The organism is Candidatus Vagococcus giribetii (assembly GCF_017316185.1).
Taxonomy (GTDB): domain Bacteria; phylum Bacillota; class Bacilli; order Lactobacillales; family Vagococcaceae; genus Vagococcus; species Vagococcus giribetii.
On the sequence record NZ_JAFLVX010000026.1, the window covers coordinates 74,705 to 90,190 of the forward strand.

The 15,486-nt window shown below is 35.5% G+C and carries 16 protein-coding genes; 11 read left to right on the forward strand and 5 right to left on the reverse strand.

Features of this window, described 5'->3' with window-relative positions; translation table 11 throughout:
• The first annotated feature begins 6 nt into the window (after positions 1–6).
• Entirely contained in the window at positions 7–213 is a 207-nt protein-coding gene (locus tag DOK76_RS10520) for a helix-turn-helix domain-containing protein (RefSeq protein ID WP_206967550.1), read from the forward strand.
• Between the two features lie 67 nt (positions 214–280).
• Here the strand turns inward: DOK76_RS10520 and fni are convergent, their stop codons facing one another.
• From fni to mvk, 4 genes are read right to left on the reverse strand one after another with little or no spacing between them, the layout of a single operon-like run.
• Positions 281–1,327, reverse strand: a complete 1,047-nt coding sequence (gene fni / locus DOK76_RS10525; protein ID WP_206967552.1) for a type 2 isopentenyl-diphosphate Delta-isomerase — start codon at positions 1,325–1,327, stop codon at positions 281–283.
• 2 nt (positions 1,328–1,329) lie between these two features.
• Complete coding sequence (locus DOK76_RS10530; protein WP_206967554.1) at positions 1,330–2,436, reverse strand: phosphomevalonate kinase; 1,107 nt, start codon at positions 2,434–2,436, stop codon at positions 1,330–1,332.
• 14 nt (positions 2,437–2,450) lie between these two features.
• Entirely contained in the window at positions 2,451–3,449 is a 999-nt protein-coding gene (mvaD, locus tag DOK76_RS10535) for a diphosphomevalonate decarboxylase (RefSeq protein ID WP_206967556.1), read from the reverse strand.
• Between the two features lies 1 nt (position 3,450).
• Entirely contained in the window at positions 3,451–4,392 is a 942-nt protein-coding gene (mvk, locus tag DOK76_RS10540) for a mevalonate kinase (RefSeq protein ID WP_206967558.1), read from the reverse strand.
• Between the two features lie 314 nt (positions 4,393–4,706).
• Between mvk and DOK76_RS10545 the strand changes: the two genes are divergently transcribed.
• Positions 4,707–5,729, forward strand: coding sequence for a branched-chain amino acid aminotransferase (locus DOK76_RS10545; RefSeq protein ID WP_206967560.1), 1,023 nt, complete (start codon positions 4,707–4,709; stop codon positions 5,727–5,729).
• A gap of 31 nt (positions 5,730–5,760) precedes the next feature.
• On the opposite strand, the gene DOK76_RS10550 is transcribed toward DOK76_RS10545, so the two are convergent.
• Complete coding sequence (locus tag DOK76_RS10550; RefSeq protein WP_206967562.1) at positions 5,761–6,510, reverse strand: peptidylprolyl isomerase; 750 nt, start codon at positions 6,508–6,510, stop codon at positions 5,761–5,763.
• A 180-nt stretch (positions 6,511–6,690) separates the two neighbouring features.
• On the opposite strand from DOK76_RS10550, the gene DOK76_RS10555 reads away from it, so the two are divergent.
• The 9 genes from DOK76_RS10555 (at position 6,691) to DOK76_RS10595 (ending at position 15,436) form a co-directional block, all read left to right on the forward strand.
• Entirely contained in the window at positions 6,691–7,665 is a 975-nt protein-coding gene (locus tag DOK76_RS10555; protein ID WP_206967563.1) for a DUF4003 family protein, read from the forward strand.
• Between the two features lie 98 nt (positions 7,666–7,763).
• A complete protein-coding gene (obgE, locus tag DOK76_RS10560; protein WP_304941632.1) occupies positions 7,764–9,077 on the forward strand; it encodes a GTPase ObgE in 1,314 nt (437 codons plus the stop codon).
• A 166-nt stretch (positions 9,078–9,243) separates the two neighbouring features.
• Positions 9,244–10,029: a metal ABC transporter ATP-binding protein gene (locus DOK76_RS10565; RefSeq protein ID WP_206967586.1), complete on the forward strand. Its 786-nt coding sequence runs from the start codon at positions 9,244–9,246 to the stop codon at positions 10,027–10,029.
• The gene (locus DOK76_RS10570) at positions 10,029–10,886 is read left to right on the forward strand and encodes a metal ABC transporter permease (protein ID WP_206967565.1); all 858 of its coding nucleotides are present in this window, start codon (positions 10,029–10,031) and stop codon (positions 10,884–10,886) included. Before DOK76_RS10565 ends, DOK76_RS10570 begins: the two co-directional genes overlap by 1 nt.
• Complete coding sequence (gene efaA / locus DOK76_RS10575; protein ID WP_370590130.1) at positions 10,873–11,820, forward strand: Mn/Fe ABC transporter substrate-binding lipoprotein EfaA; 948 nt, start codon at positions 10,873–10,875, stop codon at positions 11,818–11,820. The genes DOK76_RS10570 and efaA overlap by 14 nt, the downstream gene beginning before the upstream one ends.
• A gap of 165 nt (positions 11,821–11,985) precedes the next feature.
• A complete protein-coding gene (gene rnz / locus DOK76_RS10580) occupies positions 11,986–12,942 on the forward strand; it encodes a ribonuclease Z (protein ID WP_206967568.1) in 957 nt (318 codons plus the stop codon).
• Complete coding sequence (locus tag DOK76_RS10585; protein WP_206967570.1) at positions 12,935–13,738, forward strand: SDR family NAD(P)-dependent oxidoreductase; 804 nt, start codon at positions 12,935–12,937, stop codon at positions 13,736–13,738. The genes rnz and DOK76_RS10585 overlap by 8 nt, the downstream gene beginning before the upstream one ends.
• Before the next feature lie 12 nt (positions 13,739–13,750).
• Positions 13,751–14,167, forward strand: coding sequence for a LapA family protein (locus DOK76_RS10590; RefSeq protein ID WP_206967572.1), 417 nt, complete (start codon positions 13,751–13,753; stop codon positions 14,165–14,167).
• A gap of 75 nt (positions 14,168–14,242) precedes the next feature.
• Complete coding sequence (locus DOK76_RS10595; protein WP_206967573.1) at positions 14,243–15,436, forward strand: FtsW/RodA/SpoVE family cell cycle protein; 1,194 nt, start codon at positions 14,243–14,245, stop codon at positions 15,434–15,436.
• Positions 15,437–15,486: the final 50 nt, after the last annotated feature.

Consider the following 15,486-nt stretch of genomic DNA (forward strand, 5'->3'; position numbering starts at 1 on the left):
ATAAACATGCCGATTAGAGTGAACTTAGATGTGATGATGGCTAAAAGAAAGATGTCAGTCACAGAATTATCTGAACACGTTGGAATTACCATGGCGAATCTTTCTATTTTAAAGAACGAAAAGGCAAAAGCGATTAAATTTTCAACCTTAGAAAAAATATGTGAAGCTCTAGATTGCCAACCAGGGGATATATTAGAATATGAAAAAGAGTAAGTGAGAAGAAAATTGAAGCGACACCCAAAAGTTAGACCAAAAATCTAACTTTTGGAGGTCGCTATTTTTATTGATGTTTAAAATTTATATGTCTTTCGTGACACCAATGACTGAGTTCAGGAGAAAGAACAAGGGGCTTTCTCTCAACATCTGTGATTCGTTTAGCGCCAATCATTGTCATTAAAGCAACTAATTCTTGTTTCCAACTTTCAATTGTTTTAATGGTTGTATCATTGCCTTTTGTGAGTACAAGATGAAGTAATTCACCAGAAAGCCCTACCGCTTTAGCACCTAAACCAAAGGCTGCCAATATATGTAGGGGATGTTTAATACCTCCTGAGGCGATAAAATCAGCTTGTTTACGATAGAAATGTGCTTCTAATAGGGATTCAGCTGTTGTTTGTCCCCAATTAAGTAGGTAGTCAAATTCTTTTAAATCGCGTCGTTCGTTTTCGATATGGATAAAGTTAGTACCACCACGTCCACTGACATCAATGATAGAGACACCGATATCTAGTAATTGTTGAATGCTTTCTTTTGACATACCAAAACCTACTTCTTTAACAATCACAGGGACATCAATATGATTCACGATGTCTTCAATATTTGCTAACCAACCATTAAAATCACGGTCACCTTCAGGCATAACTAACTCTTGAGGTGTATTGACATGAAGTTGAATGGCATTAGCTTCTAACATATCAACAGCACGTTTAGCATTATCTAATTGATGATGTGCTCCTAGATTTGAGATAATGATTCCTTTTGGATTTACTTGTCTAACGATTTTAAAGCTATCTGCCAATTCAGGTGACTTGATAGCAGCGCTGACAGAGCCAACAGCCATAGCTAGATTGGTTTCTTTAGCAATTGAAGCCAAATTTTGGTTAATAATTTTAGCTTTGTCACTTCCGCCAGTCATTGCATTAATGAAGAAAGGATAGTCTAAATTAAGACTACCCAAACTAGTTTGTAAGTTAACATCTGATGTTTTCATTTCAGCAAAAGACTGATGAACAAAACGAACTTGGTCAAGACCATTTGATGAATTAGATTGATACTGCATTTCAGCAAAATGAATATGTTGATCTTTACGGTTCCAATTGGTTGTCATGTCTAATCCTCCCAAATGATTGGTTCGTAGTCTGTCATTTTTTCTTTATAAACTTGTAATGGCAAATCTACGATTCCTTTTTCTTTCCAAGCGTTAATCATCGGTAAAATTTCTTCTTGTTGGTTGAATAGGACGATTCCGCAATCGCCACCGCCAGCACCAGATGATTTAGCTGCACCTTGAAATTCCTCGGCAATGTTACAAAGGTCAGTTAAGGCTTCTGTTTCAATATTAACACGGCTTTTCTCCGCCAGAGATTTTAGTAAGTGACGATTAATTCGAATACCTTGTTGAATTTTTTTGATGTCACTTTCTTTAAAAGCGTCAATGATCCACATCACACAACGGTAACTATCTTCTAAAAATTGATGATAAAAATCATGAATTTCATTTTGTTCATCATTTAATTGGTCTACAAGTGAAGTTGTAGAGGCTGGTGAGCCAGTCCAACCAATCAATAAACGTAAGTCCGCTGGGGCTTTTAATGGTTGTATACGCAATTTAGGCCATTCTTGCTCAACTAGTTGGCGAATGGGTGATTTTTCTTTTAGTTGTTTAATGACCCAGTTTTTTTCAAAACAAGAATAAGCAATCCAACCACCGTATGAGCTAGCGGCTAAATCACCAAAGGAGCCATTACTATTTAAAGATAAATGTGTAATCGCTGCAAGTTTATAGAGTAATTCAGATGTGTAGTTAATCTCATATAATGACAAGATAGCTTTAATGGTTGCGATTGTAACAGCTCCACTTGAGCCTAGACCATATTTTCTTCCATCTTTATTATCTAATTCACTCTCAATTGTTAAATCAAAATACTTTAAGTCATATCCTAGTTCTAGTAAATATTGTTCAACAAGGGTGACTGATTTTGTAATATAAGAAAAGGGATTTTCACGTTCATCGATGTAAAATTTCCCGTTTTTTCTAGTCCAAGGAATAGATATACCATTAGAATAGCTAGAACAAATACTTCCTTGTGTATCTGCCTCTTTTAATGTCACTGTAATGAATTGATCCAAAGCCACTATAAGGGCAGGGTGTCCCGGTTCTAAAACCGCGTATTCGCCTGCAATATATAGTTTTCCTGGAGCACTTGCTTTTATCAAGAAAAATCTCTCCTTTAGTAATTCCAATCGGAGTCACTTATCAGTTTTATACCTTCACCAACTTGAGTTGGAATAATTTGTTCTCTATTAAAGTCTTCTAGTAATAATGCCTCGATTTTGTCCATGTCTGATTGACGACATAAGACCTTCACATTCGGTCCAGCGTCCATTGTAACATAGCAAGGAATCCCTGTCTCTCGAATCTCTTTGACTTTTGAAATGGCTTTAACGCTATCAGGTTCCCAGTAAGAAATAGGGGGAAATGCGCCTAGCATAGTGGCATGCATTTTCATGCCGTTTGATTCGGTGATTTCACCTAAAGTAATAAAATCTTTTTGTTTAATCGCATCTTTCATTTTTGTAAGGTCAGAGGTAGCCGTTTCTACCCATGATGAATAAAATGGAGATGTTGCGATGGTATGCTTCATACCGACACGACTAGAAAGTTTCTTTCTACCCGTATTAACGGCTATAACAATCATACCAATGTCCCATGAGGCATCATCTACTGGTATGGCATGGCTTGAATCTGACTCATCACCTTCACCCATATACCATTCCACAAAGCCACCATAAAGACTTCTTGTTGCACTACCGCTGCCACGACGGGCAAAAGTAGACAAGGTTTTTAGATCTAAATCTAAGCCTGTTGCTTGGTTCATTGCTCCAGCTAAGGCTGAAAAAGCTGAAGCTGATGAAGCTAACCCAGCAGCAGTCGGCACATGATTATAACTCTTTACACAAGCTCTTGTCTTGATATTTGCCAAATCTCTAAACAAATTTAAGAATTGCGTAATCTTTGCTGTTTCTTTATCACTTTGCTTGATGTCATCTAAGTAAAAAATATCAGAATCAAGATTGTCGTCTAAAACGACTTCAGTGTCCGTATAAAAGGCCTCAAGTGTTAAAGAAAGGCTACTATTCATAGGTAAGAAAAGTTCTTCGTTTCGCTTTCCCCAATATTTAATCAATGCAATATTTGTATGCGCTCGGCATCTGCCAATATGTGTCATATTATTTTCCTCTCATATCATATACCCATGTTTGTCTAGCACCATGAGCAATGAGTGCAGAACTAATGTTATATGCCGTTTTTTTATCTTTAGCTAAAGCAATCATACAACCACCACGGCCGCCACCAGTTAACTTAGCACCAAGTGCCTTATTAGCCATAGCAACTGCTACTAACTCGTTAAGCTGTCTATTTGAAACGCCTAGTTGATTTAAAAGAGTATGAACTTCAGACATGGTATCACCAAGGAAAACACCTTGATTGTTTTCTAAATAGTGTCGACCTTGATCAGCTAGTGCTCCAAGACGCTCAATTGCTTTGATAGCTAAAGAATCATCATTAGCTATTTTTGTTGCAATACTTTTGACTGCTTCCTTTGTTTGACCAGTAACACCTGTGTCACCAACAACGAGGTAAGCGTCTAAGTTCATAGCTAGCTTTTCAAAAGGTTGCCCCTTAACAAAATAATAAGGGGTTTGACTACTTGTCATCAAGGCATCTAAACCACTAGGGTTTCCATGAGCGATGGTTTCTGAGACATGAACAATGTCTAGTAAGGTTTTTTGAGTTAATTCCGTATTAAAATAATCAAATAAACTTCGTGTCGTAGCCACTGCAACCGCTGCACTAGATCCCATACCTCTTTCAGCAGGGATGTGGCTCTCGATTGTAATATGAAGATTGGCATCTTGTTTATTTAAAAGCTCTAAACAAAGACGAATAGTCTCTTTCAAACTCTCTAGAAGTTCAGGCATATTATCAAGTAGACCATGGTAAAAATCACAATCAATCCGACTATCATCTTGGCTTTCCTTGACGATTGCGTTGACTGTTGCTTCAAAAAAAGGAATAGCGATTGATGGTTTTCCATAAACCACAGAGTGCTCACCTAATAAAATAATTTTTCCATGAGCCTCACCACGGCCAAAGGATGATTGATCCATACGATTGCTCCTTCATCTTGTTATTAATTTATTAATTGTTATTGTATCAAAGGATAAATAATCCCAACTGATTTAGTTTACCATAATTAACAAGTTAAAAAAATATCTTAATAAGCCAGATATTGTCTTTTAATTATTGTTAATAGAACACCCTTTATCATAACGAAAAGCATTGGGATATAATAGAAAAAAGTAACATTGTTTATAAATTCTTATAAGGTTTTAAAAAACAAATGAATAAGATTAGAAAAAAATGAAGAAAAGTGAAAAATATATGATAGAATAGTAAAAACTAAAAAAAGGCGGTAGTGTATATGGTAGATATCAATTGGGATGAATTAGGTTTTTCATATATAAAAACACCACTTAGATATCTTTCTTATTGGAAAGATGGTAAGTGGGATGAGGGTGTCTTAACTGAGGATAATCAGTTGCATATAAGTGAAGGCTCACCAGCACTTCATTATGGTCAACAATGTTTTGAAGGATTGAAAGCTTATCGTTGTCAAGATGGCTCTATTAATCTTTTTAGAGTAGACCAAAATGCTAAGCGCATTAATACAAGTGCTAGACGATTAATGATGCCAGAAATTCCAGAGGATAAATTCATTGAAGCTATCAAAAAAGTAGTCCTTGCTAATCATGAATACGTGCCTCCATACGGTTCAGGTGGTACTCTTTATTTACGTCCTTTATTAATTGGTGTGGGAGATTCTATTGGTGTTAGTCCAGCTAGCGAATATATTTTTACTTGTTTCTGTATGCCTGTAGGTCCTTATTTTAAAGGTGGCATGAAGCCTACTAATTTTATTGTGTCTGATTACGACCGAGCAGCTCCAGCTGGGACAGGAGCAGTAAAAGTAGGCGGAAACTATGCAGCAAGTTTACTTCCAGGATCAGAAGCTAAGGAACGTTCTTATTCAGATTGTATCTACTTAGATCCACAAACTCATACAAAAATAGAAGAAGTTGGAGCAGCTAACTTTTTTGGTATTACAAAAGACAATCGATTTATCACGCCATTCTCGCCATCGATTCTACCAAGTATCACTAAGTATTCATTACTTTATTTAGCTCAGGAACGTTTAGGTTTAGAAGCTATTGAAGGCGATGTGGCTTTAAGTGAGTTGGATCAATTTAAAGAGGCGGGGGCTTGTGGGACTGCTGCAGTGATTTCTCCAATTGGGGGTATTCAATATGGGGAGGATTTCCATGTGTTTTACTCAGAAACAGAAGTTGGACCCGTAACTAAAAAATTATACGACGAACTAACAGGTATTCAGTTTGGTGATGTCAAAGCGCCAACTGGTTGGATTACTAATTTAACAATCAACTAAAAAACGATTGGGAGTCTTAGCTCCCAATCGTTTATTTTTTAGCTTCTTGTAAGATGTTGATTTTTTCAATTTTGATGTCTTTTTTAGGTTTATCGCCTTCACCGACTTCTGTAGCGGCAATTTTATCGACAACGTCCATGCCTTCGATAACTTGACCAAATACTGTATGTTTACCATCTAAATGAGGTGTTCCACCTTTTTTATAAGCATCAATGATTTTAGCAGGAACATCTTCTGCTAGAAGACCATCTGACATATCATCTTTATTTTGTACGATAAAGAATTGAGAACCATTTGTTCCAGGTCCAGCGTTGGCCATAGATAGTGCTCCACGAATATTATAAAGTTGGTTTGAAATTTCGTCATCAAAAGGTTTACCCCAAATGCTTTCACCGCCCATACCAGTACCGTCTGGGTCACCACCTTGAATCATGAAGTTTTCAATAACACGGTGGAAAGAAACGCCATTATAGTAACCATCTTTAGCGTGTGTTAAGAAGTTTTCCACTGTGTTAGGTGCTTGTTCCGGGAATAATTTGATTTTGATACTACCTTCAGTTGTTACCATTTCTACAAGAGCTTCATTTTCAGCTACTTCAGGGTTTAACTGTGGTAATTCTAATGCATTGATATCAACTTTTGGTTTTTCTTCCTTAGAAGTTTCTGTTGTTTTGGCTGTTTCTTTTGTTTCTTTACCTCCATTTGAAGAGCCACAAGCTCCTAATAGAATAAGTGATAGCACTAAAGTAGTAGATGCTAATATTAGTTTATGTCGTTTCATTGATTTGTTCCTTTCCGATTCAGGGTTATTTCGTTTCTATTTAATAGTAACAAAATTTAAGAAGCCTGCCAACCAAGATTCTATGAAGATTTTGTTAACTAGAAAGACTAGCTTTTTTGTTTATCTTTTCCTTCAATTAAGCTATCATGGTTTTGAGGAAGTATGAAGGGAAGCAGTGGAATGGACTATCAAGAGGTGGTAACTCTTTTAGAAACAAATTATCGTTTATTAGGCGAATCAAATGCCAAGTGGCTTGATAAACGAGTGAAATATTTATTAGCACGAATCTTTACAGGGCAAGGAATAAAACTACCTGTTGCGGACTTTGATTGGCTAGACATAGCGTTAGGTCGTAAATCAGGTGTCTTCACGAGTTTAACAAAAGTAACACGGCACACACTAACAGGACTGATGATTGCGTCTGGCAAAAATTCAGTTGAAGGTATTGAGGAGTTATACTTTAATAAAAAGATACTAAAAGACTGTGGCTTCAAGTCATCTAATTCAACTTATTTTGCAGCCTACCAATTGTATTTATCAGATAGTAAGAAACGAGAAGAGATTGCAAGACGTGGGCAGAGTATTTATCAAGGGATTAAGTTAAATCATCCGATTATTACGAGTACAAATGATTACAGTTCCATTATTTCTCTTGCTCAAGCAGAGCAACTAGCTCATTTAACAGAAGACGAGTTATGTCAGTTAATTGATTATTATTTTGAGTCATTTCAAGAAATTGGTTTGAAAAATCGCAATAGTTGTTTAGTAGCTGCAACTTTAACCACGTTAATGCTTGGGGAAATGGATGAGGCTTTTATTACTTCGTTGAAATATGTTATAACTCATTTTGAAGCCAACAAAATCAAAATTAAAAATGTTCATCTTGTCCCGTTGATTTCATTAACCTATCTGGATAAGGAAACACAAGCGATTGACTTAACTGAGTTGTTTACTTTTATTGAAGAGATTAACCAAAATGTGAAGTTGCTATTTGAAACAGATTATAAAGAAGCTTTGGCGATTAGTTTGTATGTTGAAAGTAAATCACGTGCCCTAAATAAAGCACATTTAACCACATTATCAGTGTCACTGAATCAAATAATTGTTCAAGAACAAACCATGTTAGCTAATAACGCAACTGTTTTGCTTAGTTAAAAGCTAATGTTTCATTAAAAAAGGGATAGAAGTTGGACAAATAGCTGGCTAACAGATACAATAATGAAGAGATTTTTAGAGAATGAGGAGGACAAAAAATGTCCATGTTTTTAGATCAGGTAACAATTAATGTAAAAGCCGGAAAAGGCGGAGACGGAATGGTCGCTTTTAGACGTGAAAAGTACGTTCCAGATGGTGGTCCAGCAGGTGGAGACGGAGGCCGTGGAGGTAGTGTGATTCTTAAAGTAGATGAAGGATTACGTACCTTAATGGATTTCAGATTTAACCGTCATTTTAAAGCAACACCAGGAGAAAACGGCATGAGTAAAAGTATGCATGGCCGTGGTTCTGATGATATGATTGTAAAAGTCCCAGCAGGAACAACAGTTAGAGACAAAGAAACAGGTGCGTTATTAGGAGACTTATTGACGCATGGTCAAGAATTAGAAGTGGCACGTGGAGGACGTGGAGGACGTGGTAACGTTCGTTTTGCAACTCCAAGAAATCCAGCTCCTGAAGTAGCAGAAAATGGAGAGCCAGGTCAAGAAAGAGAAATCGAACTTGAATTGAAAGTATTAGCAGATGTTGGTTTAGTTGGCTTCCCTTCAGTTGGAAAATCAACCTTACTATCAATTGTTTCAAAAGCAAGACCGAAAATCGGTGCTTATCATTTCACGACTTTAGTTCCTAATTTAGGAATGGTAGCAACAGGAGATGGTCGTAGTTTTGTTATGGCTGATTTACCTGGATTAATCGAAGGCGCATCAGAAGGCGTTGGGTTAGGAACTCAATTCTTACGTCATATTGAAAGAACTCGAGTTATTTTACATGTGATTGATATGAGTGGTATGGAAGGAAGAGATCCTTATGAAGATTATGTTTTAATCAATAAGGAATTAGAATCTCATAACATGAGATTACTAGAAAGACCACAAATTATCGTTGCCAATAAAATGGATATGCCAGATGCTGAAGAAAATCTAGCAGAGTTTAGAAAAAAAATTGAGGCATTAAAAGAAGATGAGTACAGTGATGGTATTCCTATTTTTCCAATTTCTGGTGTTTCAAGAATGGGGATTGAACCTCTATTAAAAGCAACTGCCGATTTAGTAGATGTGACACCTGAGTTCCCAATGTATCAAGATGAGGAAGTTGAAGAAATCGTTCAATATCAATTTATTGAAGATGAACCTGACTTTAAAGTGACTCGTGATGATGATGCCACATGGGTATTATATGGTGCAAAATTAGAGAAACTATTTATCATGACTAACTTCGAACGTGAAGAAAGCGTGATGAAATTTGCTCGTCAGTTAAGAGGAATGGGTGTTGATGAGACATTACGTTCAATGGGAGCAAAAGATGGAGATTTAGTTAGAATTAAAGAATTTGTCTTTGAATTTGTTGACTAAAAACTTAAAAGAACTAAGTAAAAAAGTTATCAGAAATTTTTCTGATAACTTTTTTTGTGTTTTTACTTGTGATAACCATTCTCATTTGCTATACTGATTTTAGATAAGTTTTAGGTAAACCTAAAAAAAAAATTAAAAGAACCAAAATAGGAGGTTGGTACCCATGATGAATGTGGCAACAACATCAGAAGAAATACGTGAAGATTTAACCAAACAAGTGATTGAAGTGGAAGACATAACAGTCGCTTATCAACATAAAAAAGCGATTGAGCATGTCAGTGTTTCAATTGAACCGGGTAAAATTACTGGGATTATTGGACCAAACGGCGCTGGAAAATCAACTTTTCTAAAAGCAGTTATTGGCTTAATCAAAACTGAGAATGGAAAAGTAAGTGTTGGAGGGCAATCTTTGGATACGATAAGAAAAAGAATCGCCTATGTGGAACAACGAAGCGCAATTGACTTAACATTTCCAATTAAAGTAGATGAAACTGTGTTACTTGGCACGTTTCCAAATCTTGGATTGTTTAGAAGACCCAAAAAAGCACAAAAAGAAAAAGTAATCGAGTCTCTTAAACAAGTTAAAATGGAGGAGTTTGCTAAAAGACAGATTGGTAATTTATCTGGAGGACAATTACAACGTGTGTTTATAGCAAGAGCATTAGCTCAAGAGGCAGATATTATTTTTCTTGATGAACCATTTGTAGGGATTGATATGGTTAGTGAAAAGCTTATTGTTGATTTGCTAAAAGAGTTGAGAGACGCAGGAAAAACTATTGTAATCGTCCATCACGACTTACATAAAACAAGAGAGTACTTTGACAACTTAATTGTTTTAAATAAAAAGTTAATTGCTCAAGGTAGTGTTAATCAAACCTTTACAACAGAAACCATTCAAGCAGCATATGGTGAGTCAATGGGCGAGATTATTATTAAAGGGGTGAATGACTAATGATAGCGAACTTTATTGATGGGTTAATTGAGTATCAATTTTTACAAAATGCCTTGTTCACCTCTGTGATTGTGGGAATCGTATCAGGCATTATTGGTAGTTTTATTATTCTAAGAGGAATGTCACTTATGGGAGACGCTATCTCTCATGCAGTCTTACCTGGAGTGGCTGTGAGTTACATGATGGGTATGAACTTTATGATTGGTGCTTCCATTTTCGGTATGGTTGCAGCTGGTTTGATAGGTTTTGTGACTCAAAAAAGTAAAATAAAAAGTGATACATCCATTGGGATTGTCTTCAGTTCGTTTTTTGCATTAGGAATTATCTTGATTTCCTTTGCAGAAAGTTCGACAGATTTGAATCATATTCTTTTTGGTAATGTTTTAGCTGTTCGACCAAGTGATTTGTATACGACTATTGGGGTAGCTGTTGCAGTCATCTTGTTTGTGGCTTTATTTTATAAAGAATTATTAGTGAGTTCTTTTGACCCAGTCATGGCTCAAGCATATGGTCTTAAAGTACAAGTGATTCATTATGCTTTAATGTTCTTTTTAACACTAGTAGCAGTGTCATCATTACAAACAGTGGGGACTGTTTTAGTAATCGCTATGCTAGTGACGCCAGCAGCAACAGCTTATCTTTTAACAGATAAGCTATCCGTTATGATTGTTATTGCTAGTACAATCGGTGCTATTAGTGCAGTGGTTGGATTGTTCTTCAGTTATTCTTATAACTTAGCATCAGGGGCAACTATTGTGTTAACATCAGCATTATTTTTCATTATTGCCTTCATTTTTTCACCAAAACAAGGCATTGTATTTAAAAGAAAAGAGGTATTGATCGTTGAAGAAAACTAAAAAAATCGCTATAACATTATTAGCGGCATTCGGGATGATTGCGTTAACAGCTTGTGGGTCTAACAATAAAAAAGAAGCAACAGAAAAGAAGGATGATCGGTTACAAGTTGTAACAACTAATTCAATTTTAGAAAATATGGTTGAAGAAGTTGGGAAAGATAAAGTGTCTATTCATAGTATTGTGCCAAGAGGAAAAGATCCTCATGAGCATGAACCATTACCTGAGGATATTTCAAAGGCAACTAATGCCGATGTGATTTTCTTTAATGGATTGAATTTAGAAACAGGCGGAGATGGTTGGTTTATTAAATTGATGGAGACATCAAAGAAAAAAGAAGGTAAAGATTACTTTGTTGTTAGTGAAGGTGTCGAACCAATGTATCTAACAGGTGAAGGTCAAGAAAGCCAACAAGACCCTCATGCTTGGCTATCCTTAGCAAACGGGATGATTTATGTTGAGAATATTGCTAAAGTATTAGGAGAAAAAGATCCTGAAAACAAAGATTTTTATGATCAAAATGCAAAAGAGTATGTAGCTAAACTAGATAAATTACATCAAGAGAGTATTGATAAATTTAATGATGTGCCTGAAAAGAAAAAATTACTTGTAACGAGTGAAGGAGCCTTTAAATACTTCTCAAAAGCATATGGCCTAGAGGCTGCTTATATTTGGGAAATCAATACCCATGATCAAGGAACACCAGAACAAATGAAACGCATTATTTCGAGAATTAAAGAAACAGACATCTCTTCTCTTTTTGTGGAGCAAAGTGTGGATCCAAGAAGTATGGAGTCAGTTTCAAGAGAAACCAAATTACCTATATATGAAACAATCTTTACAGATTCATTAGCTAAAAAAGGTGAGACGGGAGATACTTACTTATCAATGATGGAATGGAACTTAGATAAAATCCATGAAGGTCTAATGAAATAAAGAAAAAAGTTGAGATGATAAAAATCTCAACTTTTTTTGTTTTTTGTTTTAATATTCGTGTAAACCTTGATACAATAGGAAAGAATATCAAAGGTTATTCCAAAAAGAATTTTTGTAAAAAAATTCGCTTAATCAACTGAAAATAAAAAGAAAAGTAGGCACAATATGGAACTTCAATTTTTAGGAACAGGGGCAGGAGTCCCTTCAAAGCAGAGAAATGTGACAAGTATCGCACTAAAATTATTAGATGAACGAAATGAAATATGGTTATTTGATTGTGGAGAAGGCACACAACAACAAATTTTAGAAACAACGACTAAGCCAAGAAAAATCGGAAAAATATTTATTACCCATCTTCACGGGGACCACATTTTTGGCTTACCTGGCTTGATTAGTAGCCGCTCCTTTCAAGGAGGCGAAACGTCTTTAGAAGTTTACGGACCAAAAGGGATTAAGAGTTTTATTCAAACAAGTCTTCGTGTCTCAGATTCTCATTTGAAATTTCAGCTAAACATTATTGAAATTGAAGAAACTGGTTTGTTGTTTGAAGACAAGGGCTTTAAAGTGTACTGTGAAGAATTAGATCATCGGATTAAATGTTTCGGCTATCGTATTGAAGAGCCAGATTTTCAAGGGGAGCTTCAAGTAGACAAGTTAAAAGAGATGAATATTCCAGCAGGACCAGTCTATAAACGAATTAAAAATGGTGAGACAGTGGAATTAAATGATGGACGAGTGATAGATGGTAAAGACTTTATTGGTGAATCAAGAGATGGGCGCATTGTAACTATTTTAGGTGACACTAGATACCATCCTAATAGTATTAAACTAGGAAAAAATGCTGATGTGATTGTCCACGAAAGTACATTTAGTGCAGATGAAGGTAAGATGGCCAAAAATTATTATCATAGTACGTCAACACAAGCAGCTAAAGTAGCTAAGGAAGCCAATGCGAAACAATTATTGTTAACTCATATTAGTGCAAGGTACTTGGGTCGCGCTGTGTATGAGCTTGAAAATGAAGCTAAATCAGTCTTTCCAAATACTAAAATCGTAAAAGATTTTGATAGCATTGACATTCCTTTAAAACGAAATCAGGAGGAAGATGAGAACCATGATTAAAGAGTCACAGCGTTTAAGTAATCGAACGGTTTTGATTACAGGAGCTTCAAGTGGTTTAGGTGAACAGATTGCTTATGAGGCATCTAAAAATGGTGCCCGCGTCATTTTATGTGCTAGAAGAGAAGAAGAATTGAAAAAAATTCTTGAGAGATGTGAAGGCATATCTGGTCAAAAAGGGTTGTACTATGTATTAGATGTTAGTGACTATGAGACAGTTGAACAGACTTTAGAGAATTTATATCAGAGCGAAGAAACGATTGATTGTCTGATTAACTGTGCTGGGTTTGGTTTGTTTGAGCCTTTCTTAGAAACTGATTTTAAAGACACTGAAAAGATGTTTTCAGTTAATGTGTTAGGGTTAATTTACTTAACTAAAAAGATAGCTCTCAAGATGGCTGAAACAGGCACGGGTCATATTATTAATATTGCTTCTCAAGCAGGTAAAATGGCTACACCAAAATCAAGTATTTATGCGGCTACTAAATTTGCCGTATTAGGTTTTTCTAATAGTTTAAGATTAGAACTTAAGCCACTAGGTATTGCTGTAACAACTGTTAATCCAGGACCGATTAAAACACCATTTTTTGATTTAGCAGATCCAAGTGGTGATTACTTGAATTCCTTAGGTGGATTAGCACTAGATCCTCAAAAATTAGCTAGCTGTGTTGTCAAAGCAATTGGCACTAATAAACGAGAAATCAATGCACCTGTTATAATGGAATTTGGTAGTAAGTGCTATCAGTTATTCCCTCATTTGGGAGATTATTTAGCAGGAACTTTATTTAATAAAAAATAGGAGTTGTCTAATATGAAACATACAACAAAATTATTTTTGATATTAATTCTTTCTTTTGTTGTGGTTCTTTTTTCAGTGATTAATGCTCAACCGATCGAATTAAACTTTTTAATTACAAAAGTTTCTTTGCCTTTAGCAGTCGTGTTAATTGGGGCATTGTTAATTGGCGCTTTAATTGTTTTTATTGCTATGTCTAGCAGTGTTTGGCAAAAGAAACGTCAGATTAAGGAGTTAAATCAACGTCTGTTTAATCAAAGAGACCAATTAGAAGAAAATGAATCAGAAGAGGTCTTAGCCTTACAAAGAGAACTTAAAGAAAAAGAATTAGAATTGTCTGATTTAAAACATCGCTTAGTAAATGACATGATGTCTGATGACACCTTAATCATGAGTGATATGTCAGATATTTTTGATGAAGAAACTAAATGATAGTGGTGTTTAGTTGAAAAAATAGTATAATGTAAGTTATATTTTATGTAATCAACTATAGAAAAGAGAGGAAACATGGAAAGAATTAAAAAGCGGCAAATTAAACAAATTGACTATGGTATTTTACTTCCTGTCTTTTTATTGTCAGTTATTGGCATGATGTCTTTGTACGTAGCTCTTGATAAAGATGCTGGGGTCAAGGCAATAGCTCCACAAATGATTCAACAAGGCTTATGGTATGTTCTTGGAGGTGTGGCAATTTTTGTTGTCATGCAGTTTAAACCAAAAGTACTATGGAAACTAACCCCAGTTGGTTATGTCCTAGGACTTGGAGTGATGACAGCATTGCTCTTCTTTTATGACCCAACTTTAGCAGCTAGAACAGGGTCTAAAAACTGGTTTAGATTTGGTAGTTTAACCTTCCAACCAGCAGAGTTAATGAAAATAGCTTATATCTTGATACTGGCCTATGTGGTTACAGGTCATAATATAAAACACAAGCATCGAACTTTAAAAACAGATGGTCAACTTATTTTAAAAATGATTCTCGTAACGTTACCTGTAGGTGTGTTACTGAAACTACAAAATGATTTTGGAACGATGTTAGTATTTATTGCTATACTTGGCGGTGTGTTCATCATGTCAGGTATATCATGGAAAATTATTGTTCCTGTAACAGTCAGTTTTGTATTTCTTGGAGCCTTAATTCTTTATTTAGTTACAACAGATTTTGGTCGTGAACTACTAGGGAAGATAGGGGTTGAGAGTTACCAGTTTGCAAGGATTGACTCGTGGTTAGATCCCTTTCATGATGCAACAGGAAATTCTTATCAACAAGCCCAAGCGTTAAAAGCAATCGGAACAGGCGGTATGTCAGGTAAAGGATTTAATGTTTCTGATGTGTACGTACCTGTTAGAGAATCCGATATGATTTTCTCAGTGATTGCTGAAAACTTTGGTTTTATTGGTAGTACGTTTGTCATCTTCTTATATTTCATTTTGATTTATCGCATGATTCGTGTGTGTTTTGATACAAATAATGAATTTTTATCATACATTGCAACAGGTGTAATTATGATGATTTTATTCCACGTCTTTGAAAACATTGGTGCTAATATTGGTTTATTACCTTTAACAGGTATTCCACTTCCTTTTATTAGTCAGGGTGGTTCAGCATTAATGGGTAATATGATAGGTGTTGGATTAGTGATGTCAATGAGGTATCAATACCAACCAGAGGGTATTAACGATTATGATTTAGGCTATTAAAAAACTTCCCAAAGATTATTCTTTGGGAAGTTCAGACTGTAGACAAAGTA